The 26,582-nt window shown below is 65.5% G+C and carries 29 protein-coding genes and 1 tRNA gene; 7 read left to right on the forward strand and 23 right to left on the reverse strand.

Annotated features, from left to right (window positions below):
• Window positions 1-85: 85 nt before the first annotated feature.
• From ACZ6QO_RS33430 to ACZ6QO_RS33480, 11 genes are all read right to left on the reverse strand, one after another.
• Entirely contained in the window at window positions 86-496 is a 411-nt protein-coding gene (locus ACZ6QO_RS33430) for a tyrosine-type recombinase/integrase (RefSeq protein ID WP_465856727.1), read from the reverse strand.
• On the reverse strand, window positions 493-1,440 hold the full coding sequence (locus tag ACZ6QO_RS33435) for a site-specific integrase (protein WP_465856729.1): 948 nt from the start codon (window positions 1,438-1,440) through the stop codon (window positions 493-495). Before ACZ6QO_RS33435 ends, ACZ6QO_RS33430 begins: the two co-directional genes overlap by 4 nt.
• Window positions 1,440-1,640 (reverse strand): helix-turn-helix domain-containing protein, encoded by a 201-nt coding sequence (locus ACZ6QO_RS33440; protein ID WP_465856731.1) that lies wholly within the window; start codon window positions 1,638-1,640, stop codon window positions 1,440-1,442. Before ACZ6QO_RS33440 ends, ACZ6QO_RS33435 begins: the two co-directional genes overlap by 1 nt.
• A gap of 1 nt (window position 1,641) precedes the next feature.
• Entirely contained in the window at window positions 1,642-3,318 is a 1,677-nt protein-coding gene (locus ACZ6QO_RS33445) for a replication initiator (protein WP_465856733.1), read from the reverse strand.
• Entirely contained in the window at window positions 3,315-3,488 is a 174-nt protein-coding gene (locus tag ACZ6QO_RS33450; protein WP_465856735.1) for a hypothetical protein, read from the reverse strand. Before ACZ6QO_RS33450 ends, ACZ6QO_RS33445 begins: the two co-directional genes overlap by 4 nt.
• A complete protein-coding gene (locus ACZ6QO_RS33455; RefSeq protein ID WP_465856737.1) occupies window positions 3,485-4,909 on the reverse strand; it encodes an FtsK/SpoIIIE domain-containing protein in 1,425 nt (474 codons plus the stop codon). The genes ACZ6QO_RS33450 and ACZ6QO_RS33455 overlap by 4 nt, the downstream gene beginning before the upstream one ends.
• Before the next feature lie 97 nt (window positions 4,910-5,006).
• On the reverse strand, window positions 5,007-5,327 hold the full coding sequence (locus ACZ6QO_RS33460; RefSeq protein ID WP_465856739.1) for a hypothetical protein: 321 nt from the start codon (window positions 5,325-5,327) through the stop codon (window positions 5,007-5,009).
• Window positions 5,324-5,608, reverse strand: coding sequence for a hypothetical protein (locus ACZ6QO_RS33465; protein ID WP_465856741.1), 285 nt, complete (start codon window positions 5,606-5,608; stop codon window positions 5,324-5,326). Before ACZ6QO_RS33465 ends, ACZ6QO_RS33460 begins: the two co-directional genes overlap by 4 nt.
• Entirely contained in the window at window positions 5,605-6,024 is a 420-nt protein-coding gene (locus ACZ6QO_RS33470) for a plasmid replication, integration and excision activator (RefSeq protein ID WP_465856742.1), read from the reverse strand. The genes ACZ6QO_RS33465 and ACZ6QO_RS33470 overlap by 4 nt, the downstream gene beginning before the upstream one ends.
• Before the next feature lie 120 nt (window positions 6,025-6,144).
• Window positions 6,145-6,876, reverse strand: coding sequence for a GntR family transcriptional regulator (locus ACZ6QO_RS33475; protein WP_465856744.1), 732 nt, complete (start codon window positions 6,874-6,876; stop codon window positions 6,145-6,147).
• 443 nt (window positions 6,877-7,319) lie between these two features.
• Complete coding sequence (locus ACZ6QO_RS33480) at window positions 7,320-7,679, reverse strand: hypothetical protein (protein WP_465856746.1); 360 nt, start codon at window positions 7,677-7,679, stop codon at window positions 7,320-7,322.
• A 337-nt stretch (window positions 7,680-8,016) separates the two neighbouring features.
• Between ACZ6QO_RS33480 and ACZ6QO_RS33485 the strand changes: the two genes are divergently transcribed.
• Window positions 8,017-9,456, forward strand: coding sequence for an XRE family transcriptional regulator (locus ACZ6QO_RS33485; RefSeq protein WP_465856748.1), 1,440 nt, complete (start codon window positions 8,017-8,019; stop codon window positions 9,454-9,456).
• The gene (locus tag ACZ6QO_RS33490) at window positions 9,453-9,986 is read left to right on the forward strand and encodes a flavoprotein (protein WP_465856750.1); all 534 of its coding nucleotides are present in this window, start codon (window positions 9,453-9,455) and stop codon (window positions 9,984-9,986) included. The genes ACZ6QO_RS33485 and ACZ6QO_RS33490 overlap by 4 nt, the downstream gene beginning before the upstream one ends.
• Before the next feature lie 373 nt (window positions 9,987-10,359).
• Here ACZ6QO_RS33490 and ACZ6QO_RS33495 read toward each other — a convergent pair whose 3' ends face one another.
• Window positions 10,360-11,328, reverse strand: a complete 969-nt coding sequence (locus tag ACZ6QO_RS33495) for a hypothetical protein (RefSeq protein ID WP_465856752.1) — start codon at window positions 11,326-11,328, stop codon at window positions 10,360-10,362.
• Window positions 11,329-11,512: 184 nt separating this feature from the next.
• On the opposite strand from ACZ6QO_RS33495, the gene ACZ6QO_RS33500 reads away from it, so the two are divergent.
• Window positions 11,513-11,627: transfer RNA gene (locus ACZ6QO_RS33500), tRNA-OTHER, on the forward strand.
• 65 nt (window positions 11,628-11,692) lie between these two features.
• Here the strand turns inward: ACZ6QO_RS33500 and ACZ6QO_RS33505 are convergent.
• From ACZ6QO_RS33505 to ACZ6QO_RS33555, 11 genes are all read right to left on the reverse strand, one after another.
• On the reverse strand, window positions 11,693-12,460 hold the full coding sequence (locus tag ACZ6QO_RS33505; protein ID WP_465856754.1) for a tyrosine-type recombinase/integrase: 768 nt from the start codon (window positions 12,458-12,460) through the stop codon (window positions 11,693-11,695).
• Window positions 12,457-12,936 carry a tyrosine-type recombinase/integrase gene (locus tag ACZ6QO_RS33510; RefSeq protein WP_465856756.1) on the reverse strand — a complete coding sequence of 160 codons (480 nt, stop codon included), beginning with the start codon at window positions 12,934-12,936 and terminating at the stop codon, window positions 12,457-12,459. Before ACZ6QO_RS33510 ends, ACZ6QO_RS33505 begins: the two co-directional genes overlap by 4 nt.
• The gene (locus tag ACZ6QO_RS33515) at window positions 12,933-13,118 is read right to left on the reverse strand and encodes a helix-turn-helix domain-containing protein (protein WP_465856758.1); all 186 of its coding nucleotides are present in this window, start codon (window positions 13,116-13,118) and stop codon (window positions 12,933-12,935) included. Before ACZ6QO_RS33515 ends, ACZ6QO_RS33510 begins: the two co-directional genes overlap by 4 nt.
• Window positions 13,100-14,494 (reverse strand): replication initiator, encoded by a 1,395-nt coding sequence (locus tag ACZ6QO_RS33520; RefSeq protein ID WP_465856760.1) that lies wholly within the window; start codon window positions 14,492-14,494, stop codon window positions 13,100-13,102. Before ACZ6QO_RS33520 ends, ACZ6QO_RS33515 begins: the two co-directional genes overlap by 19 nt.
• A 104-nt stretch (window positions 14,495-14,598) precedes the next feature.
• Entirely contained in the window at window positions 14,599-14,733 is a 135-nt protein-coding gene (locus ACZ6QO_RS33525; RefSeq protein WP_465856762.1) for a hypothetical protein, read from the reverse strand.
• The gene (locus ACZ6QO_RS33530; RefSeq protein ID WP_465856764.1) at window positions 14,723-15,037 is read right to left on the reverse strand and encodes a hypothetical protein; all 315 of its coding nucleotides are present in this window, start codon (window positions 15,035-15,037) and stop codon (window positions 14,723-14,725) included. The genes ACZ6QO_RS33525 and ACZ6QO_RS33530 overlap by 11 nt, the downstream gene beginning before the upstream one ends.
• Window positions 15,038-15,050: 13 nt before the next feature.
• Window positions 15,051-15,692 (reverse strand): DUF2637 domain-containing protein, encoded by a 642-nt coding sequence (locus ACZ6QO_RS33535; RefSeq protein ID WP_465856766.1) that lies wholly within the window; start codon window positions 15,690-15,692, stop codon window positions 15,051-15,053.
• Window positions 15,693-15,698: 6 nt separating this feature from the next.
• Window positions 15,699-17,069 carry an FtsK/SpoIIIE domain-containing protein gene (locus ACZ6QO_RS33540; protein ID WP_465856767.1) on the reverse strand — a complete coding sequence of 457 codons (1,371 nt, stop codon included), beginning with the start codon at window positions 17,067-17,069 and terminating at the stop codon, window positions 15,699-15,701.
• Window positions 17,062-17,403 (reverse strand): SCO3933 family regulatory protein, encoded by a 342-nt coding sequence (locus ACZ6QO_RS33545; protein ID WP_465856769.1) that lies wholly within the window; start codon window positions 17,401-17,403, stop codon window positions 17,062-17,064. Before ACZ6QO_RS33545 ends, ACZ6QO_RS33540 begins: the two co-directional genes overlap by 8 nt.
• A gap of 341 nt (window positions 17,404-17,744) precedes the next feature.
• Window positions 17,745-18,947 (reverse strand): helix-turn-helix domain-containing protein, encoded by a 1,203-nt coding sequence (locus tag ACZ6QO_RS33550; RefSeq protein WP_465856771.1) that lies wholly within the window; start codon window positions 18,945-18,947, stop codon window positions 17,745-17,747.
• Complete coding sequence (locus tag ACZ6QO_RS33555) at window positions 18,944-19,252, reverse strand: putative quinol monooxygenase (RefSeq protein ID WP_465856773.1); 309 nt, start codon at window positions 19,250-19,252, stop codon at window positions 18,944-18,946. The genes ACZ6QO_RS33550 and ACZ6QO_RS33555 overlap by 4 nt, the downstream gene beginning before the upstream one ends.
• A 187-nt stretch (window positions 19,253-19,439) precedes the next feature.
• On the opposite strand from ACZ6QO_RS33555, the gene ACZ6QO_RS33560 reads away from it, so the two are divergent.
• The 4 genes from ACZ6QO_RS33560 to ACZ6QO_RS33575 all read left to right on the forward strand — a co-directional run bounded on the left by ACZ6QO_RS33560 (window position 19,440) and on the right by ACZ6QO_RS33575 (window position 26,536).
• Window positions 19,440-19,847, forward strand: a complete 408-nt coding sequence (locus tag ACZ6QO_RS33560) for an ATP-binding protein (RefSeq protein ID WP_465856775.1) — start codon at window positions 19,440-19,442, stop codon at window positions 19,845-19,847.
• 219 nt (window positions 19,848-20,066) lie between these two features.
• The gene (locus ACZ6QO_RS33565; protein ID WP_465856777.1) at window positions 20,067-20,363 is read left to right on the forward strand and encodes a hypothetical protein; all 297 of its coding nucleotides are present in this window, start codon (window positions 20,067-20,069) and stop codon (window positions 20,361-20,363) included.
• Window positions 20,364-20,428: 65 nt separating this feature from the next.
• Complete coding sequence (locus tag ACZ6QO_RS33570; protein ID WP_465856779.1) at window positions 20,429-21,121, forward strand: hypothetical protein; 693 nt, start codon at window positions 20,429-20,431, stop codon at window positions 21,119-21,121.
• Between the two features lie 582 nt (window positions 21,122-21,703).
• Window positions 21,704-26,536, forward strand: a complete 4,833-nt coding sequence (locus ACZ6QO_RS33575; RefSeq protein WP_465856780.1) for a DEAD/DEAH box helicase — start codon at window positions 21,704-21,706, stop codon at window positions 26,534-26,536.
• The last annotated feature ends 46 nt before the right edge of the window (window positions 26,537-26,582 follow it).

Genomic DNA, 26,582 nt, shown 5'->3' on the forward strand with positions numbered 1-26,582 from the left:
AGACTCCCAGATCCGGTGATCGGGAAGCCTGCCCAGGGTTGCAGTTCGGGTTGCAGTTGTCATCGCGGGGTTGCAGTCGCCGGCCTCAGTCATCCCACAGCGCCCGGCCCATCCGCGCCGCCGCATCGCTCGCCAGTTGAGACGTGACGTGCGTGTACCGCTTGGTCGTGGTGAGCTGCGAGTGCCCGAGGATCTCTTGCACGACACTGATGTCCACGCCTTGCTCCAGAAGCAGCGTGGCGGCCGTATGGCGAGCGTCGTGGACACGAGCGTCCTTTTCGACCCTGGCGGCCCTGAGAAGCTCTTTCCACTCGTCCCAGTCGTCCCCGGGGTCGATGGGACTTCCATCGGTCCGCGTCCAGACCAGATCCATACCGCGCCACTTCTTGCCTGCGGCTTCCTCTTCGCAGCGCTGCGCTTCTCGATGCAGCTTCAGTAGAGGAATCAGGGGAGGCGGGATCAGCACCGTCCGCTTTCCCTTGCCCTTGGGCTTCACGAACGCCCAGCCCCCGATTCGGTCAGGGCACGAAGGAGCGTGACCGGCACAGTTCTGAGGGCAGAATGTCGGGCACTTGCCCCCGTGTTCCCGGCACCTCGACGGGCACGGCCGAAGACACACGTGCCGCCGGCCAGAAGTGCGCTTGGCCTTCGCGCAGTCTTTCGGGCACGGGTACCGATGCAGCCGTTCACCACAGGCATGAGGATCGTCACACCCGTGGCGGAAACGCTGCCGCTTGATCTGCCAGAAGACCCGGACCACGCCTTGTCCAAGTCGACGTACTTCCATCGCAGCCCGAGCGCCTCACATTGCCGAAGTCCCAGAGCCAGCGCCACAGACCACCGTGTGCCGTTCCTGCGGTCCTTGGCACTGTCCAGCACCGCACGCGCCTCAGCGGCCGTCAGCGGCTCGATCTCCACGTCCTCACCCGTAGGGGCGTCAATCAGCGTGCAGACGTTCCGAGTGATCACCTCACGCCGTACGGCGATCTTCAACGCCCTGGACAGGATGCGGTGAATCTGCAAGATCGTATTTTCGGCCAGGTCTTGTTGGCCGAGCCAGACGTAAAAGGCATCGAGGTGTTCGGGGCGTAGACGGTCAAGCCGATGCTTGCCGAGCCCCGGGATGACCCATCGCTCCACCTTGGGCCGGTACGTGCTATCCAGCGTGAGCTGACTGACGGTACGCGGCGCGATGGTGTCGAGCCACGTTCTCATCCATTCCTCGACCGTCGGCACCCGTCCCGGCTTATCGACCTTGCCGGAATCCCGCTGCTTCTCCAGCTCCCGGACCTTGCGCGTCACCTCGGTTTCAGTGGCGCCCTTACGGTGCCGACGATCGGGTGATCCGTCGTCTTTGACGCCCATCATGACCCAGCCGTGCCAGAGGCCATCTTTGCCAAGATAGATGGATGACCGGCCGTTCGGCTTCCGCGTCGCCATCAGGCCACCTCGCGATGGATGAGGCCGGCTTCGGCTTCCAGGGCACGGGCGAAGTCGAACAGCGCCCAGGCAGGGACGAGCCGGTATCCCTCCCGCTTGATCGACTGAAGCTCACCCGTCTTGATCAAGCGGAACACGGCCGTACGGCTCATGCCCAGAGCATCGGCGGCCTCTTTGGGACGGTAGAACAATTTCTCCATGTCAGGCCGCCTTTCCGATTGCCGAGGTTTCTGGGATGGGTTGTCCGTCCGCTCGTGCTTGTGCCTGTTTGAGGGCGGCCCGCCATTGGTGACGTTTGGCCAGTTCGTCCAGCAGCCGTTTCGCTCGTGCTGGCACGCCTCGATCACCAGATGTCACGGGATGCCAGACGTAGCGGTGTGGGTCGATGGGTGCCGTGTGGTCGTCGGTTGCCGAAAGGCCGAGTTGTTCCAGGACCCAGGCGCGGCGGTCTTGTTTGTGTTCGGCGAGGGTCTTGCCGGACCACTTGCGGGAGACCAGGACGCGGCGGCCGGCGTAGCCGAGGTGTTCGGGCTTGTGTGCCTTGCCTCGACAGCCGCCCGGCCGCATCCCCGATTTCGCGCCTTTGGGTTGCACCCCGTAGCGCAGCCAGTTGGGGCAGGTCGGCGCGCACGGTTCGTAGCGCAGTACGGCCATCAGCCGTTCCACGTGTGCCCGCTGGGCGTCGGTGGTCGGTTCGTGGCATTCGGTGAGTGACTTGGTGAGGTACTTGGTCAGGTAGGTCAGGCCCTTGTTGGCGTCGGGGGACCCGGCCATGACGCCCTTGACGTCGATCTGGGGGCCGAGCCGGACCACGTGCAGGGGTTCGGCGTCCTCGTCGGCGTCGAGTTGGTCGAGTGCCTGTTCCCAGGTGGGTAGCACTTCACCGGTTTCGGGGTCGAGGTAGTCGCCGGCCTGCCCGTCCTCACGGTCGCAGGCGTGCTCATCGGCGACCCAGACCGGCAGGTGCGCACCCTCGTAACGCACCTCATCGGCCGCCGGCCACCACACCTGGTGATACGTCGCCGCCGCCACCGCTCGCACGTCGGCTTTGGGCATGGTGCCGCGCACGGCCATGTGCAGATGCGGAGCGAGGCGCTTTTGTGGTTCGACGGTGGCGAAGTACTGCACGTCATAGCCCGCCACGCGGCGGAGGTTCTGCACGAACCGGTCCACCAGCTTGGGGAAGTGGATCGCGTCCCGTGCCGCTCGCACGTAGTCGTAGGTCGCGGGGTCGACGGGCGTGCCGTCGTGGCGCACTCTGCCGTAGGTGTCGCAGGTCAGGGTGACGAACAGCGACGGCCGGTAGACACGTCCGTCCGGGGCGGTGAAGGTGCGTCCGACGGTGCGGTTCTCTCGCTGCCGCTTGGGCAGGTCGGGGGCGTCTTGCCGCCGACGGGTCGAGCGAGACCGCCGCGGCTTGCCCTCCCCCGGCAGCACGCTGCCCCGGACCCCTGAATCGGCGAGGTCGTGTTCCAGCGTGGTGACGACCTCGTCCCACACGGCCACATCGCCGCCATCCTGTTCGGTTAGCTCTCGCAGCGCTTCGGCGTCGGCCCTTTCCTCGATCAGCCAGAGCTGATGATCGGTGAGGGTGTCTCGTTCGGCGACCGGTTCGGCCTCCAGGTGCCAGCCCTCCCGGCATTGCGCCTTGCGGAGCTGCACGGCCCGCCGGGCGCACGGCGCGCACTTGGCTTCCAAGGTGGCGCCGCACGGCACGTTGACGTACTCGGCCCGACCGGTTGCGGTGTCGACGCGCTTGAGAACCACCGGGTTGAGGCAGACCCCATTGGTCTTGCATGCCTCCTCGATCACGTCCAGAGCCAGCGGCATCGCCGCACGCACGGCTCGGGGGATGGAACGGTCGCCGGGGTTGGTCACCGGGCCTCACCACCGTCCGGGTAGGTCTGGTCCGCACACGGCAGGGTGATCGCCGTCTGTCCGCACTCGCGGCACTCGACCAGGCCCCGCACCGCGTCCAGCCACAGCACATCCAGGCAGCCGCACAACGAGCAGCGAAGACCCGCCAGGCATTCGACCAGCGCCGTCATGCCGCATCACCGGCCCCGGCGTACTCGGCGACCATCGCGCGGATGTCGGCATCAGAGACGTAGGCCGCGCGGACCCGGACCGGTTCGGGGGAGGCTTCCAGTCGCACGTATCCGACACCGGCCCCGGTGGCGGGGTTGGAGGAGATCTGGTCGGCCAACGCGCCACGGTCGCGGGCGCCGTCGCCGAGGACGAGATCCACCTGACTCGGTTCGTCCAACCTGAGGGCGATCTTGTCGGGGAACAGGTTGCGGATGGACAGGATCTCTTTGCGCGGGTCCTGCAACGCCGCCAGGACGCCGACACCCACCGCGCGGCCCTGGGTGGTGAGCGTCGCCAGCGCGGCGAGGATGCGTTCTTTGAGCTTGCGGTCGGTCTGGTAGGCGGTCAGGAACGCCACCTCATCCACGATGATCAGAATGAACGGGTCATCGACGGTGGGGACATGGTGGCGCTGGACACCGGCGAACCGGCCCGCCCGCTCCTGCATGACCTTGACCGCCGCTTCCAGCAGATCGGCGCAGTCGGCCGGATCGGCGGCGTACCGGTCGCCGAACAGGGCGCGTCCGTAGGACAGCTCCATCAGCTTTGGATCAAGCGCCCAGATCTCCACCAACCCGGCGAGCTGTGCGGGAAGTAAGCCGCGGATCGCCGACCACAGCCACGAACCCTTCCCCGCCCCGGTAGCGCCGGCGACCAGGACGTGCGTGCCGTGCAGCTTGAGCAGGTACGGCGAGCCGTCCTCACACAGTCCCACCGGGACCGCCGCCACCACCGCGTCCGCCGGTACGGGCAGCGCGGTGATCGGCCAGGCGAGCGGATCACACCGAGGGAATACCAGGGTCACACGGCCCGGCTTGCCGACGATGACGCGGCACTCGTGGCCGGCGAACCCGTGCGCGAGATTGTCGGTCCGGTCCTGCCACTCGGCCGCCGACTGCCCCGACAGCATCTTGACCGTCACCACGTCGGCGGTAGGTGTGCAGGTGACCTTGAGCAGCCGGGGAAGGTACTCGCGTCCGCCGATGTGCTTGGCCAGGCCGGAGACGACCATGACCGGTTGCCAGTGCCGCCGGTAGGTCCACATCCACCGCCACCACGCCCGCAGCCGAAGCCCCGCCCAGGCCGAGAAGGTGACCGGTTCGGCCAGCCGCCACCCGGCCAGCGTCGAGACGGTCGCGGCGACGGCCACCAGGGCGAAACGCCAGCCGTACACCACCCCCAACGTCGGCGGAGTGACGACGGCCAGGCACGCGACGGGGTGACGCCAGACCATGCGGACCAGGCCGACGATGGCCCGGAAGACGATCGCCAAGACGGTGAAGATGGCCGGGGTGTTGACCACGGTGGGACGGAAGACCAGCGAGTTGGGGACGGTGGAGACGATGTCGCGGGTGTAGTCCCCGGGAAGTTTGCGCAGCATAAACTGAACGCCTCTTCTCGTGATGTGAGAGTCGAAGGGGAGAGGAACCCGGGGGCCGCCGGAAGTTGCCGCTTCCAGCGGCCCCACCTGCAACGGCTCAGGCGGCCTTGCCGGGCGTCGTCTGGTCGGTGGCCTGCCGGGCGTGCTGGTCGCACAGGCGCTCGCAGTCGGCCAGGAACCGCGCCGCCGCGTCGAACAGGTCGCGGGCGAACTTCACGTGCGTGTCGGTGACGGTGGTGTCGGAGGTCGTGCCGATGTTCACCCAGGCGTCGCCGTAGTCGACGGCCAGGAACGCGCGGGCACTGTCGCCCGCCGGGTAGTAGGCGACCTTGGCATGGTCGTCGGGGTGGATGCTCACCCCCACCCGGGGGGACTCGCCCGGGTGAATGCTGATGGTGGTGTAGCTGTAGCCGCTCATGCCACGTTCTCCTCTCGCGTCGTGTTGTGGGTGGTCGGGCTGTGGTGCATGCGCTCGACCTCGCGGGCGAAGATGGCCGCCTGCTCGGCCAGCTCCCGGGCAAAGACCCGCAGCGCGTCATCGACGCGCGTGGACGGAAGGACGAGCTTGACCACGCTTACCCCGGCCGACAGCTCCAGGATCGGTGTGCGGTCGGGGTAGGTGTGGCAGGTGGCCGCCCCGCGGCCCTGGACGTGTAGGAAGGTCTGCGTCCAGGACACCCCCGACCGGCGCGAGGTCACGCGGCGTCCCTGCTCGCGGCCGAGGCCGGCTTGCCGATGGGTCGGGGAGTGCGCATCTCCCGAGCACGGATGGAGTAGGCCAGCCGCCCCGTCGCCTGGTGGACGTACGGGGTGACGGTCATGCCGTCGAACTCGACCGGGGTGATGGGCAGGCCCGCCATGGGCGCCGGGGGAACCGGCTGCATCGGAGCGAGGATCTTGACCGCCACAGTCTTCTGCGCGGCCTTGACGGTCGGGTCGGCGTCCATCACCGCGACCTGCCAGACCAGCTCACCGGTGTTCTTGTCACGTCCCTGGACGAACCTGCCGCCGGTGGAGGCTTCGAAGTCCTTGACCGGCTCGACCTCGCCCACGATGTAGCAGCCGTGCGGGAAAACCTGCTCGAAGTTGATCGGGATAGGACCCTGTAGCGCCATGTTACATCTCTCCTGTCATCCGCTCAGCCAGCTTGACTGACCAAGCTTGGTGACACCAGTAAACGCGAAGCCCGCTTGGCTAGTCAAGCAAACCAAGCGGGCTTCATTGGGAAACTTCGATTACCGGATCGGATAGGCGTCTTCCAGCTCGTGACGGTCCCCCGGCAGCACGGTCTGAAGCACCACATGCGCTCTACCGGTCGCATCACACGCCACCGCGTACAGATCCAGCAGCGCAGCCGATGCCGCGACGCCGAGCAGGCCACGTTCCTCCTTGGTCGGGTTACGCGCGGTCAGATGCTCAACGATGTGATCCAGCCCCACCCCGGCCGCCGACTCCACCAGCCGGCCGACCCCTTGAGGAAGCTCCGCCGACGCGGCAAACGCCGTCCCCTCGGCCAACTCCGGCCGCAGCCACACCGACACGATCTCCGAGGGCTCATCCCCCTGATTGACCAGCGTCTTGCGCAGCACCACCGAGGCGCCGTCATCCAGACCGAGATAGGAGGCGATCCGCCGAGGAGCCTTGACCGGGCCAGCCGATAGCAGCCGTGTCGTGCTGGGGATCTCTTTGCGGTCCAGCAGTTCCCGGCCGGTACGCGGGTGCTGCCCCGCGGCCAGCGCAGGCCGGCCACGCACGAAGCGGCCCTTGCCCTGCTCGGAGATGATCCACCCGTTGTCCCGCAGTACCCCAAGCGCTTTGACCACCGTCGGGCGGGCCATGCCGAACTCGGCCATGAGCTGGTGCTCACTGGGCAGCGGAGAACCCGGCGGGTACTCCCCGGACTCGATTCGCCGTTCTAGCTCGGCGATCAATTGCGCGTATTTGGGGGGTGTGTACTCGAACGACATCCCGGGACCCTCGCATTCAGCTTGCCTGCCTAATCAAGCACGTTAGCAGGACAGCCAACCTATGCGTAGGCCCTACCAGCGGTAACGCGCACACCCGACAACCCCCGCAAAGGATCAGCGCATGCGGACGAGCCCTCACGATCAGGAAGTCGTGAGGGCTCGTCCAGGACAGGGTTAACCAGCCCGAACCGGCCCAACGTCGGGGGGAGTACGCGGCGCCGGGACAGCCAGTCCCTTACGTCGGGCTTCCACCCTGTCCTGCTCATCCAGCCGAGCCGCGAGACCGGCCAACGTATCGGCACCCACCACATTCCGGATGCCGAAGTCCGCCGCCTGCGCCGACCACGAGTGATGCCGGTAGGCGACCCACCCACCGTGAAAGTCCAGAATCTGCCACCTGTTCGCGTGACGCTGCTGGAGCTCCCCCAGCGTGACAACCCCAGTCACCGTGGCCCCTGCCAGTCCCGCGCCCGGCCCACCAGGAACCCCACCGCCTCGGCGGCCTCGTTCACCGGGAAGACGAAACGCAACTCGTCCTCGACCGGCTGAACGCAGTACGCCAGCGCCTTACCGTTCGACACGATCGTCACCGTCGCGCGCAACCGGCGATCCGCCCCGCGCACCTCCAGCTCAGGAGGAACATAACCGGGTACGGAGAAGTTCTGCGATCGCAGGGACAGGCGTATCACCCGGACCACCCGTCCACCGACGCCGTACCTTTTCAACTCGTCGTTGAACGCGGCGAGCACCGTCCCCTGCATCGCCGCGAAGTCCTGAGTCACCAGGTCGGACGCGATCACCATGCCGGCTCCCTTCCCCCTCACGACAGCAAGAATCGACAGGTCATGCCGCTTCGTTCTCGACCACCGGGCACTCGAAGCACGCCACGCGACGCAAGGCCACCGGCTCACCCGCCAGCCGAGACTCGGCATTGACCCGATGCGCCCTGACGAAGCGCCAGCCCTTCCCACGACAGGCAGGGCATTCCGTCTGGTCCTGTTCACTGTGGAAACGCATGAGTCCAGAGTTGTTAATGCCGGATCGACATCCCATCCCGAGCCGATATCCCTTGACGGGATAGCCCAAGGTCCCCTACCTGTTGGAAGTCGGCCATCCGTAACGACCTGGGAGAACGAGCGCATGCGGGCACAGGCGAGCGAGCCCATCGGCCTTTCTGCGACGTTTTGGCAGCGTAAAGACGTATCCGAGGCGCTATCCGCTCGCGATGTCGGCAAGGTGTTCCACTTGGTCCGGCAATACGGCGGTATGAGCCAAACCCGGATCGGTATCGCGGTGAACCTCAGCCAAGGCAAGGTCAGCGCGATTATGAACGGCTCCATGCAGGTCAGCGCCCTTGAGGTATTCGAGCGCATCGCCGATGGACTGGCCATGCCCGATCACGCTCGCATCGCCCTCGGACTGGCCCCCCGCACCCCATCCGCCGCCATCCCGTCCCGGGATACCACCCCGCCACCGCAACAGACCCCCCGGATTGCGCCGCCTACTGTGAATCTCGTCCGCTCAGGGGAGGACGAGGACACCATGAAACGCCGCGACTTCGTCGGACTGACAGGCGCCGCCCTGTTCAGCGCCGTACTCCAGCCCACCCCCACCAGCCGGCCCGCAGACGGCACCGAAGACATCGCCGCCGCCCTGGTCGACTACCCGGTCCCCACAGACCAGCCCATCGACCTACCCGCACTCACCCGCACCGTCGCCCACGCCAAGAGCACCTACCAGGCATGCCGCTACACCGAAGTAACCGCGATGCTTCCCGATCTCCTGCGCGCCGTCCGCGTCGCCTGCACTACGACGACCGGAGACGCACGCCACCGGGCACACGTGCTCTCTGCCGAAGCGCATCACGTCGCCGCATCCATCCTGCTCAAGCAAGACGACAAAGGTCTCGCCTGGCTGGCAGCCGACCGCAGCACCCAAGCTGCTCACGCCTCCCAGAACCCTTTGCTAATCGGCTCCAGCGCCCGGATCATCACCCGCGCTCTCATGGACGGCAAACACCATCGCGCCGCCATCACCACTGCCAGCGCCGCCGCCCAGCGAATGGACACCGACCTCACTCGCCCGAGCGACAACGACCTTTCGATCTACGGGTCCCTACTCCTGTCCGGAGCCGTTGCCGCCGCCCAGACCGGCAACCGGCACACCGCCGCCGAACTGCTCGACGAAGCCGACCAGGCAGGCCGCAGACTCGGCCACGACGGCAACCACATGTGGACAGCCTTCGGCCCGGGCAACGTCCTGTGCCACCGGGTCAACATCGCCCTCACCATGGGCGACGCCGGCACTGCCATCGACTACGCCCGCCAAGTCGACATCGACGCCCTGCCGATCAACGAACGCAAAGCCACCCTCTTGCTCGACACCGCCCGCGCGTTCCTCACCTGGAACAAACACGACCAAGCCCTCTACGTACTGCGCGCCGCCGGCGAAATCGCCCCCGAAGAGATCACCGCCCGTCCCGCCACCCTGCGCCTGGTCCGCGACCTGCTCGCCACCGCCCCCATCACCGTCCGGCGCGAGGCCCGCGAATACGCCGAGTCCCTGGGAGCGCTGGCGTGAGCAAGGTCCTGTACATCATCGTGTGTGCCGCCGGCCCCGCCGGAGACGTCGGCAAGCTCGTCACCCTTGCCCAAGACGCCGGATGGACCGTCCAGATCATCGCCACCCCGTCCGCCCTCGACTTCATCGACGTACCTGCCCTGAAAAAGCAGACCGGCCGCCCCGTCCGCAGCCAGTACCGGAAGCCAGACGAACCCAAATCACCCAGGGCAGATGCCATCATCGTGGCCCCCACCACCTACAACACCATCAACAAATTCGCCCAAGGCCTCGCCGACACCTACGCCCTCGGCCTCCTCGCCGAAGCCCCCGGCCTCGGCATTCCCGTCGTAGTCTTGCCCTTCGTCAACACCGCCCTGGCCAGCCGAGCACCCTTCCGCCGCAGCGTCGACAACCTGCGCGCCGAAGGCGTCCAAGTCCTGCTTGGCCCCGGACAGTTCGAGCCCCACGCACCCAACTCCGGAGCCGACCACACCAGCACCTACCCCTGGCACCTGGCCCTGTCCGCACTTCCAACGACGGCCAGCTAACCGCGGACCTTGCCGAATTTCGCTCTTAGGTATCAAGGCGACGGCGCTCCGCGCCGCCGCACGGCCCGCCGCCCGCTCCGCCCGGCCGGGCGTGCGGCGTGGGCGCCGGTCCCGGCCGGCGGCGGGAACGCGGGCCGCCCACCGTACGCAGCACCCGCCGTACCAAACCGCACCCGCCGTCCAGGGACGCGCCGCCGCCGCCCAGATACAGCACGACGATCGCCATGCTGTGGCTAGCCATCACACGGGGTGGGGGGCGATCGAAGGTCCGGGACTTCGTTCCTCAGTCCCGGCCCACCGAGCACCGGAAGCTACTCGCGACAGGCAAAGCCCACGATTCCCAAGGTTGCAGTGCTGGTGCCGTCAGCGTGTCCTACTTGGTGAAGCGATCAGGACATTTAATGCCTCCCGGCGCACTCCTCTTTCCGATCAGGGTGGCAACCGTCTGATTGCTAGAGTCACCAAGGCACACTTCCCTCTTTTTCACATCCCCCGCCGGCACAAATTGAATGGCACGCGGATTCACTTCAAGCAGAACGAGCCAGTTCTCCCCTTCGCTGAGAACTAGGCCTTGATACTGCTTCTGAGTGGTGCTTACTAGCTCAGTTGTGGCCCAGGGGGTGTCAGAAGTAATGAACGAAAAGGAACTCGCGGCAACAGCGAGCAGTGATGTCGTGATTATCTCGCGTCGGCGGATCTGCATGTACTCCTGAATGGAGACCTGCTTTCCGGTTTTGCGAGCACTCTTTATCTTGACGACATTCAGAATGACGAACAAGATCAGCACGGCAACCGTCATCACTAACATCCATGCTGCCGCAATCAACGACTGGAGCAGCAGTGTCCAAACCAGCGCAGCAAGCGCACCAGCAGTCAGAACCGGGGTTTTGTACGCCTCGGCAACAGCAAGCCTATATTCAATAATGGTGACCACTGCCAACATCAAGACTAACGGCAGCGTAGACATCAGGATGTACGCGAGGGGCGGAAAGTAGCCGGAATGCGTCAACACAGCAACAGCTAGGCGAGGGTCACCGAGTGAGACAATCATCAATTTGACAAAGCTAAGGCTTATCGCTGCAAAGATTACCGCTTGCCAAGTGCCTTCGGCGAGAACAAGCTCACGAAGCAGAGTGCTTTTGGCTGGCATTTCGGCTACAGCATAATCCCTGTCGGGCTCAACAGAGGATCGGATCGGCGCATCATGGTGCGCCTCTTCTCGCCCTTGTGCGTCAGGCGGTGTTTCACAACGTCTCACAATTAGCGCCATGAAGCCTGCGCCGACAAGAAACGATGAAAGAGCTAAGGCTGCCCTAGTTGATCTGCTTGCCAATATAACCACCTGCCCTCCTACAGCAACAGAGTAGTCTCATAGCCCTAAGGATGAGGCGGTCTTCTGTATCGATGTATCGCTCAACCTTGAGTGGGCCAGCAGATAGACAGTCCGATCTTGGTGGCTTCGCAATCGTACGGCTGGTTCCCGGCCATTGCGGGTTGCAGTTTGGGTTGCAGTTCAGGGTGATCCAGGGCCGTTCAGGGCGGACCGCGCATGCACGTTGACCTGCATTGAACTGCCTGGAACCATGATCGTCCGAGCTTTTAATCCGTAGGTTCAGGGTTCGAGTCCCTGGCGGCCCACCAGCGAAAACACCCCCGGACCGCCTTGCGTCCGAGGGTGTTTGCTAACACCTTTGCTAACAGCGGCCCTATGCCGTCCCCTTCAGCGCTTGCGCGAAGACATCGGCCGCGGACGCTTCCGCCGACCGGATCACATGGGCGTACACCCTGAGCGTGATGGCAGGGTCCGCGTGCCCGAGTCGCGCGGCGACCACATGCACCGGTACGCCTGCCAGCAGGAGCGTGGTGGCATGGACGTGCCGAAGGTCGTGCAGCCGTGCGAACGGCAGCCGCTCCGAGGAGGGCTGAGCGGCGTTGTGCGCCTTCACGAGGTCCCGGATCAACTGGGTGACGGTGTCGGGGTAGATCGGCCGCCCGAAGCCCGTCGTGAAGACGTGGAGATCCTTCTGCCCGCTCCACTCCTCCCCCGCAGTCGCCCTGTCGGCCTCCTGCCGCGCCTGGTGCTCTCTGAGCACGGCGACGGTCTCGTCGTCGATGCTGACCACCCGAATCCGTCCGCTCTTCGTGGTGCCCTCGATGCGCTCTCCATCCACGATGCCGGCCGATCCCGCGATGGTGATCGCCTTGCCGTCCAGGTCCACGTTCGACCAGCGCAGATTCACCAGCTCACCGCGGCGCGCTCCCGTGTACGCCGCGAGGTGGAAGAAGGCGAACAGCCGATGCGACCGGGCGAGGGACAGGAAGGTGACTAGCTGGTCAGGGGTCCAGACGCTTCCCGGCTCGGCATACGTGTGCTTGGGCCGCTTCGCCCGCTCGACCGGATTCGAGGTCAGCAGCTCCTCGACTTTGACCGCGTCGCCGAAGGCCTTCCGCAGGACCGCATGGACGTGGTTCACCGACCGCGTCGACAACGGCCCGCTGTCCTTGCCGCCTTGGCGCGAAGGTCGCTGTACAGCTTGGTGATCGTGCTCGGCCGGACGGCCTGCAGCCGCATATTTCCGATCCTCGGCCGGACGTACAGCCGAATGATCATCTTGTAGTCCTTGAGCGTACGCGGCTTGATCTCCATCGCGTGCGTCTCGATCCAGTCGTCCAGGTACTCGCCTACAGTGATCTTGTTGCGATCGACGTAATCGCCTCGGCGTGCCTTCACGCGCGCTTCGTCCCGGGCTTCCTTGGCGTCGTTCTCGGTGGCGAATCCTCCGACCCACTTCGGCTTACTGGTGCCCGTGTCTGGGTCCTTGACCCGGATGACGTACGACCAGGTAGAGCCGCGCTTCATGACGCCGTCACGGAGCTTGGACTGCCCCCGTTTCCCGGCTTGCTTACCGTCACCCTGGCCATTTCGAGACGTTGCGGAAGCCCTGGTCATGCCGCGGTCTCCTTTGCCAGCCGTTCGGCGATGTACGCCTCAAGCCCGGATAGCGGTATGCGGCGACAGCGATCGATGTGCAGGTAGGGAATGGCGCCCGAATCCATGAGCTGATAGAGCTTCGCGCGCGAGATCGACAGTGCTTCAACGGCTTCCGGGACGGTCAGGAGCAGCTTGGCCATGTGCTCACCCCCTCGTCGGCTGGCGGGACACTTCCTGCCAGGGCTGCGGCTAGGACGGCGTCGGCGACGGACAGGCCCTTTCCGGCGTAGGCCCAGTGGGCGATGACGAGGACGGTGTCCTCTTCGAACAGGGGCAGCCGTCCGGTGGAGACGGCTTCTTGGCGTTGGTGGTCGACGCGTTCGGCGCGGATCTTGCCGAAGGTGGTGGAGTAGTGGCGGGACTTGGTGGAGAAGTGGCCGCGGAAGCCGAGCATGTGGGCCCATTCGGCGAGTCGGAGGTCGCTGAGTTCTTCCATGGCGGCCAGGCGGAAGCACTCGGCGATGAGCCGCCGGGGGTGCTCGCGGATCGGGAGGCTGGTCAGGTCTTCGGTGGGGTTGATGCGCCGGTCGAGGGTGCCGACGCATTCGGCGGCTTTGGTGGCGTACTTGGCGATGTAGCCGGCCACGGCCTGGTCGGTGAGTTCACCGTCGAGGGTGATGGGCCGGATATCGAGCTGACTGCCCCAGCGCAGCACTGGGGACGGCTTGCCGTCGACGGCCGGTGCTTTGACAGTAACGGCCTGGTGGGCGTGCCGGACGGCTTGCCCGAGCACGTCAACGGTCGCCCAGTCCGGAGGTGAGCAGTCGGGTCCTTCCGGGCCGTCGAGGCGGATGATGGCGTGGAAGTGGACGACGCCGCGGCGCTGGTATTCGGCGACCTTGGCGAAGGCGATGGTGAGTTCCTCGCGCAGGGCCTTGAGGCTGTGGCCGGTGAGCTTGGCGACGTGGCGGCGGAGCGCGAGGGTGAAGCGCCGCCACAGTTCGGGGGCCAGGGCGTTGAAGAAGACCGAGCCGGTGTAGTCGTAGCAGTCAGGGCACAGCGGCTCGCCCAGACAGTCCTCGTCGGCACCGTGCCGCGTGCTGCAGGACATCACCCGCCCGTGCGGGCAGGTTTTCGCGTCCCGTCGGGGGTGGCAGGGCAGCAGCTTGCCGTCGCGTTCGCGTCGGGTGTGGACGGTGCCGAAGGAGGGGGCGGTGAGAGTGACGAACAGGCAGGGGTGGGTGCTGACGGTGTCGGGGACGCCCTTGCCGCCGGCCAGGCCCGCGCGGATGAGCTGGTAGGTGTCGGCGCGGTAGGTCTCGGCGCAGGCCGGGCAGCGGGAGGCGCGTCGGGTCTTGCATGGCACCCGCAGCACGCCGTCCGGCTCGGTGGCGGTGGAATAACGGTGAAGCAGTGTGCCGGTGGCGCGGTCGACGTGCAGGACGTGGCCGCGTAGGCCGATGGGTTGTCGGCATCCGCCGGTGGCCTTGATCTGTGCGGCCCAGCGGTCGTAGCCGGGGTCGTGCAGGCGGGTGATGATCTCGTTCACTGCATTTGAGCTGGTTGTGTTGGGCATGATGGGCGTGTCCCTTCCGGGTCTGTGGGTTCGGTGTGGGATGGCCCCCGACGTGACGGACGTCTTGGCGGATGTGTGGTCACGCCGGGGGCGCCGACGGCTGGTCAGCAGAAGCCGAGGCCGTCGCAGAGCTGGCAGGTGATGCCGAGGCTGTCGAGTCCGGTGCCGCCGCAGTCGCAGCACCGCCCCCGCTGGGTCTCCGGCGGACTCACCTGGTCGTCCGGTGGGTCAGAGTGCATGGGGCGACTCGTTGGCGTTGTGGGTGTTGGAGAGGATGGCTGTCGCCTCGTAATGGACCGGGCCGAAGCAGCGGGTGGCGGTGTACAGGCCATGCGGAATCGCGCGTCGGTCGACGTGGGTGCCGAACAGCGTGGCGATCCGGTCGACTTCGGCGCGCAGGGCGGCGTCGGTGGCCTGGGCGGGGTAGTAGGTGATGATCGCCGGGTCGGTCGGGACGGGGATGGCGGGGTTGGCCTCGATGAAGGCGGCCAGGTCTCGTAGTCCGGCGATGAAGGCGGTACGGCGTGCGGTGTCGGTGCACATGGCTGTTCTCCTTTCAGAGGGCGTCCGGCGTGGTGCGCAGGTGGCGCAGCAGGTCGGAGGCCAGTTGGTGGGATACGCCCAGACGGGCACGCAGGGTGTCGTGATTGATCGGCCTGTCGTGCGTGGTCTGGTATTCCTCGGCCACGCGTCGGGCGTAGGCGAGGAGCTCTGTGGCCGAGCCGTCCCGTTCGGCCGGAACGGGCAGGGGCGTCTCGGTCGGTTCGGGGACGATTTCCGCAGTGAGGGCCGGAGCCGGGGACGGCGCAGTATGGGTGGCTGAGGCGCGGCGTTCCAGCATGGAGACGGCGATCAGGAACGCCCCGGCCGGGGTGGCGGCGGTGATCCAGCCCCACGGGGACGGTTCGGCTTGGGCGAGGTTGGCGGCCAGGGACAGCAGGATCCCGGCGACCAGGACGAGGGTCGGCCAGGACAACCCGCCGTTGCGCTGGCGTCCGGTCCTCTTGTCGCGTTGCCGTTCCCGGGCGGCCATGACGCAGGTCAGGTCGACGCACACCGCCACGGCCCAGGCCATCGGCCCCGTCTGTCCGTGCTCTATTGCCGTGTCCCGGATGTGGGCAAAGGAGCCGGCACCAGCGATGAGCGCCAGGACGAGGACGGGACCGGAGTCCAGCAGCCAGGAGGCGAGGCGTCGCACGATGACTCAGCCCTTCGCTTCCAGGACGGCAGGGTCGGTGTCGAACAGCTCGGCGAGGTCGGCATCGGTCACTCCCGCGCAGGTGGTGATGTCCTGCCAGGCGGTAGCGAGGTGGGCGTAGGTGTTGGCCGCGTGTTCGGCCGTGGCCTCGGAGACGTGGAAGGAGCGGGCGCGGTACCACTGGCCGTCCTGGGAGGCCACGATTGCGACGCCGGGTGTCTCGGCGGCGATGGCTCTGGCGGAGACCAGGGCCGCGGGGTCGAGGTCGCCGAGGGTCATGGTGGCGGTCTCGGGGTCGTTGACGCGGTGGCAGATGCGCCCGGAGCACTGAGCGCGCAGCGCGGTGACGCCGGGGCCGAGGTCGGAGCCGATGCGCTGGCCGCAGCAGAACAGGTAGATCCCGAACGCCCGGCCGAGTTGCGCGACCCGCAGTAGCGCGGTGGAGGTCTTGGCGATCTCGTCCTTCTCGGACTTGTCGGCCATCAGGTACAGCTCGGCCAGCTCATCGACCAGGACCACGATGGGAGTCGGCCGCGTGGCGTCGGGAAGCTGCCAGATGTTGCGGGCCCCGGCCCTGCGGCAGAGGATCATCCGGTCGAGCATGAGCGTCACCAGGTCGTCCAGGAGGCTGACCGACTCGGCGCGGGTGGTGGCCAGCGCGGACAGGCGGGCGGCGTAGGGCGTGAACTCGACCCCGCCCTTGAGGTCGAACCCGACCAATGCCACCAGCTGTGGCGCCAGTCCGACGATTAAGGCGTTGGCCAGGTTGGACTTGCCGGACTGGGTGGCTCCGGCGTTGATCCAATGCGGGACCGTCCGGAAGTCGATGACCCAAGGCCCGCCCGTCTCCAGGCGCCCGACGACGACCTTGAGCAGTTCCCGCGACGGCGGTAGGTGGTCGACCTGGACCAGCGGGTCCCGAGTCGTGGCCGCGAGGACGACGCGCCCGCGCCGTGGGGAGGAGACACGGACGGCGTGGACGCCCCAAGAGTGCGCCAACCGTTCGGCGACCTCGGCGTAGTCGGCCGGGATCTGCCCCTCAAGCAGCCGCACGGTGACGCGCCAGCCGTACCGGGTCGGCAGGGGCAGCCACATCCATGGCTTGGTGTCGACCGCCACGCGCTGGAAGCGCCGCTTGACGCGGACGGTGCCGGTGGAGGAGACCAGGCCCGGGACGGTGGTGAACCAGAAGCGCTGCCGCTTCTTGGTCAGGCCGCAGCCCAGGGCGACCTTGCGCCAGCTCGCGCGGATGCTGAGCGCCACGAGCGGATAGACCAGGCACAGCCAGAACGAGCGGTAGTGCCGGCGGTGCCAGGCCCGGAGCCCGGCCACCGAGGTGACCAGGACTCCGAGCGCGATGAGCAGCGTGTCAAGCACCGCGCACCTCTGCCGGAGCGCTGGCCGGAAGGAGGGCGGCGGCGCGGTAGGAGATGCCCCAGCGGCCGGACAGCTCCCAGACGTAGCCGATCAGCCCGACCGGGGTGACCTCGTCGCCGGGGGAGATGGGCGGCTCGCCCACGATGCTGACCTTGACCAGCTCGATCTTGCCGAAGGTGTCCTCGACCGAGAACAGGACCTCATACACGGTCTGGCCGCTGGTCTTGTCGGTCTTGAGCTCGCCGGTCTCCTTGTTCACGATGCGCGGGCACGGGGCCTTGACGCAGATGAACTGGAGCCGGGTCACGTCGACGGGGATGGGGATGTTGCGCATGCTGAATAGACCTCTCGTCTGCCTGCTGAGCAGGGGTGATGGACGAGGGAGAACACGCGCCGTCAGCGCCGGAGGCGATAGCATCGAAGCGCCAACTAGGGTGCTGATCGCATCCGGGCCTGGGCGGGTCTCCCGCTCAGGCCACTTTCATGTGTGGCCTGTCTCCCGCTGTCGTTGCAGCGGTGGTGCTCGTATCTGTCACTAGCTGTCCCTGAAACGCGAGAAGCGTCTGTGCTGGGCTGTCACCTCCCTCGATTACGGAGAGTCTCAGCGTCAACACAAACGCTACTCGGTACTACGAGTATTGGCTAGTACTTTTAGTGCGTGGCGACGTACTTTTCTTACGCGCCCACCCGATCAGCGAGTTCTCGCAGGTCAGAGGACGGCGGGTCCTGCATGGTGAGCAGGTCAGACACGAGCTGCTGAGCGATCCGGTGGTTGCGGATCTGCTCAGGCGTGATGGACTCGGCCTCCAGCAGCGCCGCGACCGCCTCGTCCACCTGACGGCGCTGGGCGTGCGCGCGGGCCAGATCGACATGCAACCGGGCGCGGCGCTCACTGGACAGCGATGACGTATCCACTGCGGCCCCGACCCGCAGAGCATGACCGGCGTCGCCCAGCTCGACCGCCACCGCCACCTCATACAAGGCGACGTTGGCCGGGCCGAACTCGGTGTTGTAGTCGTTGCGTCCCTCGCCCAGGCGCTCGGCGATCTCCCGGGCGCGGGCGAGGTGTGCGTAGGCGGTGTCGGCCTCGTTCAGCCGGGAGGCCGCCACGGCGCGTTGCAGGGTGAGCCCACCCCACAACGACATCGCCTCAGGCTTGCCCTCCTCGGCCAGGAACCACAACGCCTCCGCGGCCGTACGCGCTGTCTCCTCCACCTGGTCGAAGTGCCGTGCCCCGAGGAACACGAACCCCAGCCGGTAGGCCCCAGCGGCCATCAGCAGTGGATCACCCGCCCGCTCGGCCGCCACGATCGCCCGGTCCGCGGCAATCCACGCCGCCTCCGGCTCCGCGAGCTTGGCCAGCGCCGCCGAACACGCCTGATACGTCACCGCCAGCAGCGTGAACAGCTCCGCACGCCGCTCCTCCTCGGCCGAGCGGACCGCGCTCTCCAGGGCCGGAACCAGCCCTTGAAGCAGGTCGGTCAGCTCCAGGTACCGGCTGGCGTGCGTCAGCTCCCACGCGTGATCGACGCGGGACTCGATCTGCTCGGTAGGCGGGACGGGCGCCGCGTGCAGCATCGCCCGCAGCGAGTGAGCCCCGGACAGCACCAGCCGAAGGCCGGCCGTCCCGGGGATCTCCTCGGCAGCCGCAGCGACCACCGGTGCTTCGGCGGCCAGCTCCGACAGCGGCACGTCCAGCGCTTCGGCCAGCTTCTCCAGCACCGACATGCGGTCGACCTTGCGGACCCCGCGCTCTACCTGGGAGACCCATGCCACCGATCTGTCGATCAGCCGGGCCAGCTCAGGTTGGGACAGGCCGCGCCGTTTGCGCTCCTGGGCGATGCGCCGGCCAAGAGCGCGCTGATACTCGATGCTCACCCGTCTGTTCCCTTACCGCTCTGCAGCTGCAACCAGTCGACCTCGACCGAGGACAGCAACTCGCCCCGAGCGCCGAGGAAGTGCTTGGTGTGGGTCTGCTCCTCGTGGGCGTCGAAGGCCGCCCGGTCACGGTACAGCTCGTAGAAGATCCGCTGGAGCGGCTGGCCGTCGACCCGGTGCGAGGCGTACACCAGCGTTCCCGGCTCCCTGTCACGGATCTTCGTGATCGTCTCGGCGACGAGCTGATCGAACGCCTCGGCGCTCGCCTCGTCCTTGCAGGTGAACCGGACAACTAGACCGAACACGCGCACCCTCCCTTGATCGCAGGCCCACTCCGGGGCCGCGGTGACCGGTACTTGTCTACGGGACCAGCACTTATTGTGCGGCGCAAGTACCCGAAGTAGCTTGTACTCGAAATCTTACACCAGTACTTTAAGTATCGATAGGAGGACCTGCAGGGCTCTGACCTGCATGATCGTGAGGTGAACCGACATGATCCCGCGACAACGCCCCAGCGAAGACGAAGCCCCGCGGAGCCACACATTCCCCGGGAGCACAGACCAGGTGCGCGAAGCCCGCCGCTTCGCCCGCACATGGCTACCCGATCACCCCGACGCCGAACTCATCACCAGCGAGCTGGCCACCAACGCCATCACCTACACCCGCACCGGCGCCCCCGGCGGCACCTTCACCGCCACCATCGCCGTCCGCGAGGACGGCACCGCCTACCTGGAGATCACCGATCAGGGCGGCCCCGCCACCTTCGGCCCCCGCACCTGCACCACCACCGAAGGCGGACGAGGACTCCCCCTCATCGCCGCCCTCACCACCGCCTGGGGCATCAAAGGCGACCACACCGGCCGAACCATCTGGGCGGAACTACCTCCGCCGAGTCGGTGACCGACATACAGAACGCCCTACACGACCTGCGGACCCGCTTCCCTCACTGGGCGTTCCTCTACAACCCCTTCGCCCACCAGTGGATCGCCCTACGCGGCCGCAAAACCCTCTTCACCGCGGATACCCCTCAACAACTCGCCGCCCGCGTCACCCACACCCGAAACCACCCACTACTCCCAAGACCCCAACCCCGCCGATGACCCCGAGCCTCCACCGCCGATGACCCACCACCACACAGCCCCGGCAGCCCACGACACCGACGCCATAACGCCGGCCTGCCCCGTCGACTGCCTCAGGCTCGTCCTATCGGCCATCACCCACAACACCCTCACCCACGCCTACGGCGCCCCCTTCCCTCCACCCCGAACCGTCGCAGACGTCATCACCCTCTGGCACACCCACAGCCTGGACGACATCTGGGGCTTAGGCCGGCGCCGCATCGGCGAACTCGAAGTCGCCCTCATCTACATCGGCACACCCCACCCAGGCGACACCCTCACCAACGACGACCCCTGAAGCGCCGCGCGAAGCCGGGCCGAACTCGAACGCGCAGCCAGAGCCGCCAGCTGAGACCATCAGACGTGTCGATTCCGCACATCCTTGACGACTCCTCAGTGCTGTCGCTCCGAGCACAGCGGTTTCTGCGGGAGAAAGGCCAGCGCGAGCACGTGCCGACCGCTGAACAGCTCCGCGAGCACTGGCGGAAACACGGCAGAACCGGGCCCCTGATCGACAAGATGGTGGACTACCACGCACGATGGGGTGGCCTCGCTCTCCCCGAACTGGCCATCCCTCTCTACGACGGGGGCCTGGCCGTCATGTACGCAGACGACCCAGACGACGCCGAAGGCGTGGGGCCATGCTTCAGCGCCGGCACCGATCACTACTCGGTCGCCCACTGGTTCTGCGTCGACATCCAGGGCCGCTTCGGCGTCCTGTACGAGGACTGGGTGCCCCTCCACTCCTCCGTAACCGGATGGATCGAGGCGGTGGCCCTCGCCGACATCGCTCAGACCATGCACCAGATCAGAGTCTGGAGAGGCGATGAAGCCCGCCAAGCGCAGAACCTCGCCCAAGCCCTCCCTGAACTGACCCTCGTCCCCGCAGTCGAAGGACTCACCGACAACTGGTGGCAGGGCAACGGCACACTCCTCGCCGTCTACGACGGAGAGGCCAAGCTGTTCCCAACCGGAAAGGCATTCACCGCCCTCTACGCCCAGACAGAGCACCAAGCCGACGAGCTCCGCGCTCGGCTCCTCGACCTCGGCCTCTGACCCAACAGGCCAACGAGACAACTTGCAGAGCAGACAAGATCGCCACCCAGCCACATCAAGATCATTAAGTTGGCGTAGTCCGCGGATGAGAACTTTCTCTACGTCTTTAAAGGCGGCCCGCTGCGCGGTCCGCCGGGCGCGCCGGCCGGTCTGCGTGCCCGGCTGCGGCTCTTCGGCCGGTCCGGGCACGCACCGCCCCGCGCGCCCGAGAGGCCGACAGAAGTAGCCAGCTAAGGCCGTGACGATCACTCACTTCGGTCCTCGCCACACGTCGCCGGGGTGATCGGCTGCCGCAGCCTTCGTTCCTCAGGCCTTGCCACCGGGCAAGGGGGTGCAGCTTGCGGCAGTCTCTGCCACAGCCGCACGGGCCAGCGGCGCACACTGCAACAGACGTTCCCTTTCTGCCTATTTGTGCTTTATGTTCCATTTTTGGGTAGCCAAGATCACGCTTGCGCCTGTTCGTCAATGATTTTGTCTTGTCCGCACAAGGACAGACATTTCCTTACCTGACGGTCAACCACCGCATTCCTCGGGGCGTCTTTTTCCGGCAAGGACCGGGCGCGCGAGAGCAGGAATCGGACGTTGGCGACAAGCATTAAAGAAGTTCTCGAAGAGCTACGTATCTCCTCGACCAGCGGGCGGAACAAGGGGGATAAGTTCGAGCGACTGATCGCCGCCTACCTGCGTACGGACCCCTCGTGGTCCAGCCGGTTCAGCAAGGTCTGGCTCTGGAACGACTGGCCCGGGCGGGCCGGAAAGCCTGACACCGGCATCGATCTCGTCGCCCAGGAGCGTGAGACGGGCGCCTTAACCGCCATCCAGTGCAAGTTCTACGGCCCCAGCCACACCCTCCAGAAAAACGACATTGATTCGTTTTTCACCGCATCCGGCAAGGATGGCTTCTCTTCGCGCCTGATTGTGTCCACAACGGACAAATGGAGCAAGCATGCGGAGGATGCCCTCAGGGGCCAACAGATCCCTGTGACGCGCCTGCGGGTGCAGGATCTGGATGAGTCGAGCGTCGACTGGTCGCAGTTCAGCCTCGACGCTCCCGAGGTGATGAAGCGCAAGGACAAGAAGGACCTGCGCCCCCACCAAACCCTTGCACTGAACGCCGTGCGCGAAGGCTTTCTGTCCCACGCCAGGGGCAAGCTCATTATGGCGTGTGGCACGGGCAAGACGCTGACCTCTCTCCGCATCGCCGAGGATCTCGTCCCCACGGGCGGCAGCGTTCTCGTACTGGTCCCCTCCATCTCCCTGCTCTCCCAGACGCTGAAGGAATGGACCACAGAGGCCAAGGTGCCGTTGCGGCCGTACGCCGTGTGTTCGGACACCAAGGCGGGCAGTCGGAGCGATAACGAGGACATCTCTCCGTATGACCTCGTCTTCCCCGCCACGACGGATGCCGTCAAGCTGTACACCCAGATCATCGGCGGAGGCCCCCGGGGAAAGATCACGGTCATCTTCTCCACCTACCAGTCGTTGCCGGTCGTCGCTGAGGCCCAGCGCAAGGGGCTTCCCGAGTTCGACCTAGTCATCTGTGATGAGGCCCACCGCACCACCGGTGTCACCTTGGCCGGCCAGAACGAGTCGAACTTCGTCAAGGTCCACGACCAGCAGTACCTGATGGCCGCCCGGCGCCTGTACATGACCGCCACCCCGCGCCTTTACGACGACAGCAGCAAATCCCAGGCGGAAGACGTCTCCGCGGTGCTCGCGTCCATGGACGACGAGACCCTCTACGGGCCGGAGTTCCACCGCCTGGGCTTCGGCAAGGCCGTGGACCAGGGGCTGCTCACCGACTACAAGGTTCTCATCCTCACCATCGACGAGGGCGTGGTCGCCAAGACCCTCCAAGAGGGCTTCGCCGGCGGCGGGTCTGAGCTGGCCCTGGATGACGCGGCCAAGATCATCGGCTGCTGGAACGCGATGGCCAAACGCACCGGGACCTTTGCCGACGGTTCCGGATTCGCCGAGGGCGAGGAGCCGATGAAGCGCGCCGTGGCCTTTGCCCGCTCAATCGCCGACTCGAAGCAGATCGCAGCCCGGTTCAACGACATCGTCGACGCCTACGACGGCGCGGATGATGACGTGCTGCGCTGTGAGGTGGACCACGTCGACGGCACGTTCAACGCTCTGGAGCGCAACAGGAGGCTGGACTGGCTGAGGCAGGACCCCGGCCCGGCCAAGGCCCGGATCCTGTCCAATGTCCGTTGCCTGTCCGAAGGCGTCGACGTCCCGAATCTGGACGCGGTCCTCTTCCTGCACCCCCGCAACTCCGTGGTCGACGTCGTCCAGTCCGTCGGCCGCGTGATGCGCCTGGCGTCCGGCAAGAAGTACGGCTACATCATCCTGCCCGTCGCCATCCCCGCCGGGATGTCACCGGAGAAGGCACTCGCCGACAACAAGCGCTTCAAGACGGTCTGGGAGGTCCTCCAGGCCCTGCGCGCCCACGACGACCGGTTCAACGCGACCGTCAATCAGATCGACCTGAACAAGAAGAAGCCCGACAACAAGATCGGCATCGGCAGCATCGGCCCCACCGACGAATCGGTCGGGGGTGCGGACGGCTCCGGCACCGCCGAGAGCAACGAGGCGGCCAAGGATAGGGAAGCCCAGAACGCCCAGCACATCCAGGATGCGCTGTTCTCTATCAGCGACTGGCGGAACGCTATCTACGCCCGCATCGTCGAGAAGGTTGGCGAGCGCCACTACTGGGAGAAATGGGCCAAGGACATTGCCCAGATCGCCAACCGCCACGTCACCCGCATCAAGGCCGCCCTGAAGATCCCCGAGAAGAGGGCCGCCTTCGAGGAGTTCGTCGGCGAACTGCGCTCGAACATTAACCCCGGCGTCAGTGAAACCGAGGCCGTCGACATGCTGGCCCAGCACATCGTCACCAAGCCAGTCTTCGACGCCCTGTTCAAGGACTACGGCTTCGCCGAGCACAACCCCGTCTCTAAAGCCATGCAACGGATGCTCGACATCCTCGACGACCAGGGTCTGGACACCGAGACCAAGACCCTAGAGGGTTTCTACGAGTCGGTGAGAGTCCGCGCCGAGGGCATCGACAACCACGAGGGCCGGCAGCGGGTCATCATCGAACTGTACGACAAGTTCTTCAAGACGGCCCTGCCGAAGACCGCCGACGCGCTCGGCATCGTCTACACCCCCATCGAAGTCGTCGACTTCATCATCCGCTCCACCGAACAGGCCCTGGCCAAACACTTCGGGCGATCCCTGTCCGACGAAGGCGTTCAGATCATCGACCCCTTCGTCGGCACCGGCACCTTCCCTGTACGTCTCCTCCAGTCCGGCCTAATCAAACCGGAGGACCTACAGCGCAAGTACGCGAGCGAGCTGCACGCCAACGAGATCGTACTCCTTGCGTACTACATGGCCGCCGTCAATATCGAGGCCGCCTTTTACGACCTCGCTGGCGGCTATTATCGGCCCTTTGAGGGCATAGTCCTCACCGACACCTTCCAGCTTGCCGAGGGCGCCGCCACGTTCGACGGGATGGAAGTCCTGGAGGGCAACAGCGAGCGCGTGAAGAAACAGAAAACACAGGACATCACCGTCGTCGTCGGCAACCCGCCGTACTCAGTGGGACAGGACAGCGCGAACGATAATAACCAGAACCTTAAGTACGATGTTTTGGACGAGCGAATCAGAGGCACGTACGCTGCACGTTCCAGTGCGACATCTACGCGCACACTATACGACTCCTATATTCGCGCCTTCCGCTGGGCCTCCGATCGAATCAAGGACGAGGGGATTGTCGCGTACGTCTCCAATGGAGGCTACATTGACGGCAATACTTATGACGGATTGCGAAAGTCCCTGGTCGATGAGTTTGATGCAATCTACTGCTACAACCTCCGGGGCAACCAACGTACGGCTGGCGAACAGTCCCGAAAGGAGGGCGGCAAGATCTTCGGCTCCGGCAGCCGGAACACCGTGGCCATCCTGATCCTTGTTAAAGGCGGCCTGGGATCTGACAACGACAAGGAGTGCGTGCTCCACTACCGAGACATCGGCGACTACCTTAGCCGCGAAGATAAGCTCCGTATCATTAGCTCTCAGAGCCTAGCCACGGTGGACTGGCAGCAGACCCCGCTGAACGACGATGGGGACTGGATTAATCAGCGAGATAAGCGGTTCGGAGCCTTCCAAATCCTCGTAGCGGGCGATAATTCTGCAGGCTCAGATGCCATCTTTGGCATTCATTCTCTCGGACTCGGAACGAACCGTGACGCCTGGGTATATAACTACTCCAAGCAACACCTCCTATCGAATGTCCAATCGACAATCAACTTCTATAACCGGCAAGTCGACGCATTTTCTGAGCACTCCAAGGGCAAGGGTATAGCGCATCCGAGAGCAGAGGACGCCGAGAAGTTCGTCGATCGCAACCCCAGAGAGATCAGCTGGTCTTCCAGCCTTATACCCAAGGTGGCCCGCCAAAAGAAAATTGTTTTCGATCCGAGCCAGGTGGCGACTAGCCTGTACCGCCCTTTCAGTCGCCAAGCAGTCTACTTTGATCGGGACCTCAACCATAGGCCAGGCAAGCTGCCAAGAATGTTCCCGGCCCCGGACTGCGAGAATTTCGGGATTTACATTAACGGATTTCATGCAACAGCCGAATTCGCAGTCCTGGCCACAGATCTCATCCCGTGTCTGGATCTCTTCGGTAAGGGTGGCTATCTCTTCCCGCGTTATTCATATCGCGAGCCGGGTAAGGGCGATGACCTCTTCGCATCTGTCGAAGAGGAAAGCGGCCACGAGCGAATCGACAACATCACGGATGTCGCTCTCCGTGGTTACCGCACGGTGTACAACAACCCTGCAATCAGCAAGGACGACATCTTCTACTACACGTACGGCCTGCTGCACTCGCCGGAGTACCGCGACCGCTTCGTCGCCGACCTCAAGAAGTCTCTCCCCCGCATTCCCAAGGTAAGCGACTTTCGGGGCTACGCCGAAGCTGGCCGGAAGCTCGCGGACCTGCACATCGGCTACGAGCATGCGGAGCCGTACCGGGGCATCGTGGAGACGGTCACTGGCACCGCATCCGGCACCCCGGCGCGGGACCTGTATCGCGTCGCGAAGATGAAGATCCCCAAGGTGAAGGGGCAGCCGGACCGCTCGACCATCCTCTACAACAACCGGGTCATTCTCACCAACATCCCCGAAGAGGCGTACCGCTACCAGCTCGGCGCCCGCTCCGCGATTGAGTGGATCATTGACCGATACCAGATAAAGGTCGACAAGGATTCTGGCATCACCAACGACCCCAACGACTGGTCCGACGATCCGCGTTACATCATCGACCTCCTCAAGCGGATCGTTACGATCAGCCTGGAAACGATGGAGATCGTGGATCAACTCCCGCCACTGGAGATCTTGGAGTAGTCGCGCACGAAACTAGTATATCGAGACTAAACTGGTGATAGAGATA

Source organism: Sphaerisporangium sp. NPDC049457 (assembly GCF_055586705.1).

Excerpts from the sequence above, each read along its gene's own strand:
- ACZ6QO_RS33435 (WP_465856729.1), bottom strand. The coding sequence starts at position 1,440 with ATGGCGACGCGGAAGCCGAACGGCCGGTCATCCATCTATCTTGGCAAA.
- ACZ6QO_RS33440 (WP_465856731.1), bottom strand. The coding sequence starts at position 1,640 with ATGGAGAAATTGTTCTACCGTCCCAAAGAGGCCGCCGATGCTCTGGGC.
- ACZ6QO_RS33450 (WP_465856735.1), bottom strand. The coding sequence starts at position 3,488 with ATGACGGCGCTGGTCGAATGCCTGGCGGGTCTTCGCTGCTCGTTGTGC.
- ACZ6QO_RS33455 (WP_465856737.1), bottom strand. The coding sequence starts at position 4,909 with ATGCTGCGCAAACTTCCCGGGGACTACACCCGCGACATCGTCTCCACC.
- ACZ6QO_RS33460 (WP_465856739.1), bottom strand. The coding sequence starts at position 5,327 with ATGAGCGGCTACAGCTACACCACCATCAGCATTCACCCGGGCGAGTCC.
- ACZ6QO_RS33470 (WP_465856742.1), bottom strand. The coding sequence starts at position 6,024 with ATGGCGCTACAGGGTCCTATCCCGATCAACTTCGAGCAGGTTTTCCCG.
- ACZ6QO_RS33475 (WP_465856744.1), bottom strand. The coding sequence starts at position 6,876 with ATGTCGTTCGAGTACACACCCCCCAAATACGCGCAATTGATCGCCGAG.
- ACZ6QO_RS33480 (WP_465856746.1), bottom strand. The coding sequence starts at position 7,679 with ATGGTGATCGCGTCCGACCTGGTGACTCAGGACTTCGCGGCGATGCAG.
- ACZ6QO_RS33485 (WP_465856748.1), top strand. The coding sequence starts at position 8,017 with ATGCGGGCACAGGCGAGCGAGCCCATCGGCCTTTCTGCGACGTTTTGG.
- ACZ6QO_RS33510 (WP_465856756.1), bottom strand. The coding sequence starts at position 12,936 with ATGACCAGGGCTTCCGCAACGTCTCGAAATGGCCAGGGTGACGGTAAG.
- ACZ6QO_RS33515 (WP_465856758.1), bottom strand. The coding sequence starts at position 13,118 with ATGGCCAAGCTGCTCCTGACCGTCCCGGAAGCCGTTGAAGCACTGTCG.
- ACZ6QO_RS33520 (WP_465856760.1), bottom strand. The coding sequence starts at position 14,494 with ATGCCCAACACAACCAGCTCAAATGCAGTGAACGAGATCATCACCCGC.
- ACZ6QO_RS33525 (WP_465856762.1), bottom strand. The coding sequence starts at position 14,733 with ATGCACTCTGACCCACCGGACGACCAGGTGAGTCCGCCGGAGACCCAG.
- ACZ6QO_RS33530 (WP_465856764.1), bottom strand. The coding sequence starts at position 15,037 with ATGTGCACCGACACCGCACGCCGTACCGCCTTCATCGCCGGACTACGA.
- ACZ6QO_RS33545 (WP_465856769.1), bottom strand. The coding sequence starts at position 17,403 with ATGCGCAACATCCCCATCCCCGTCGACGTGACCCGGCTCCAGTTCATC.
- ACZ6QO_RS33560 (WP_465856775.1), top strand. The coding sequence starts at position 19,440 with ATGATCCCGCGACAACGCCCCAGCGAAGACGAAGCCCCGCGGAGCCAC.
- ACZ6QO_RS33565 (WP_465856777.1), top strand. The coding sequence starts at position 20,067 with ATGACCCACCACCACACAGCCCCGGCAGCCCACGACACCGACGCCATA.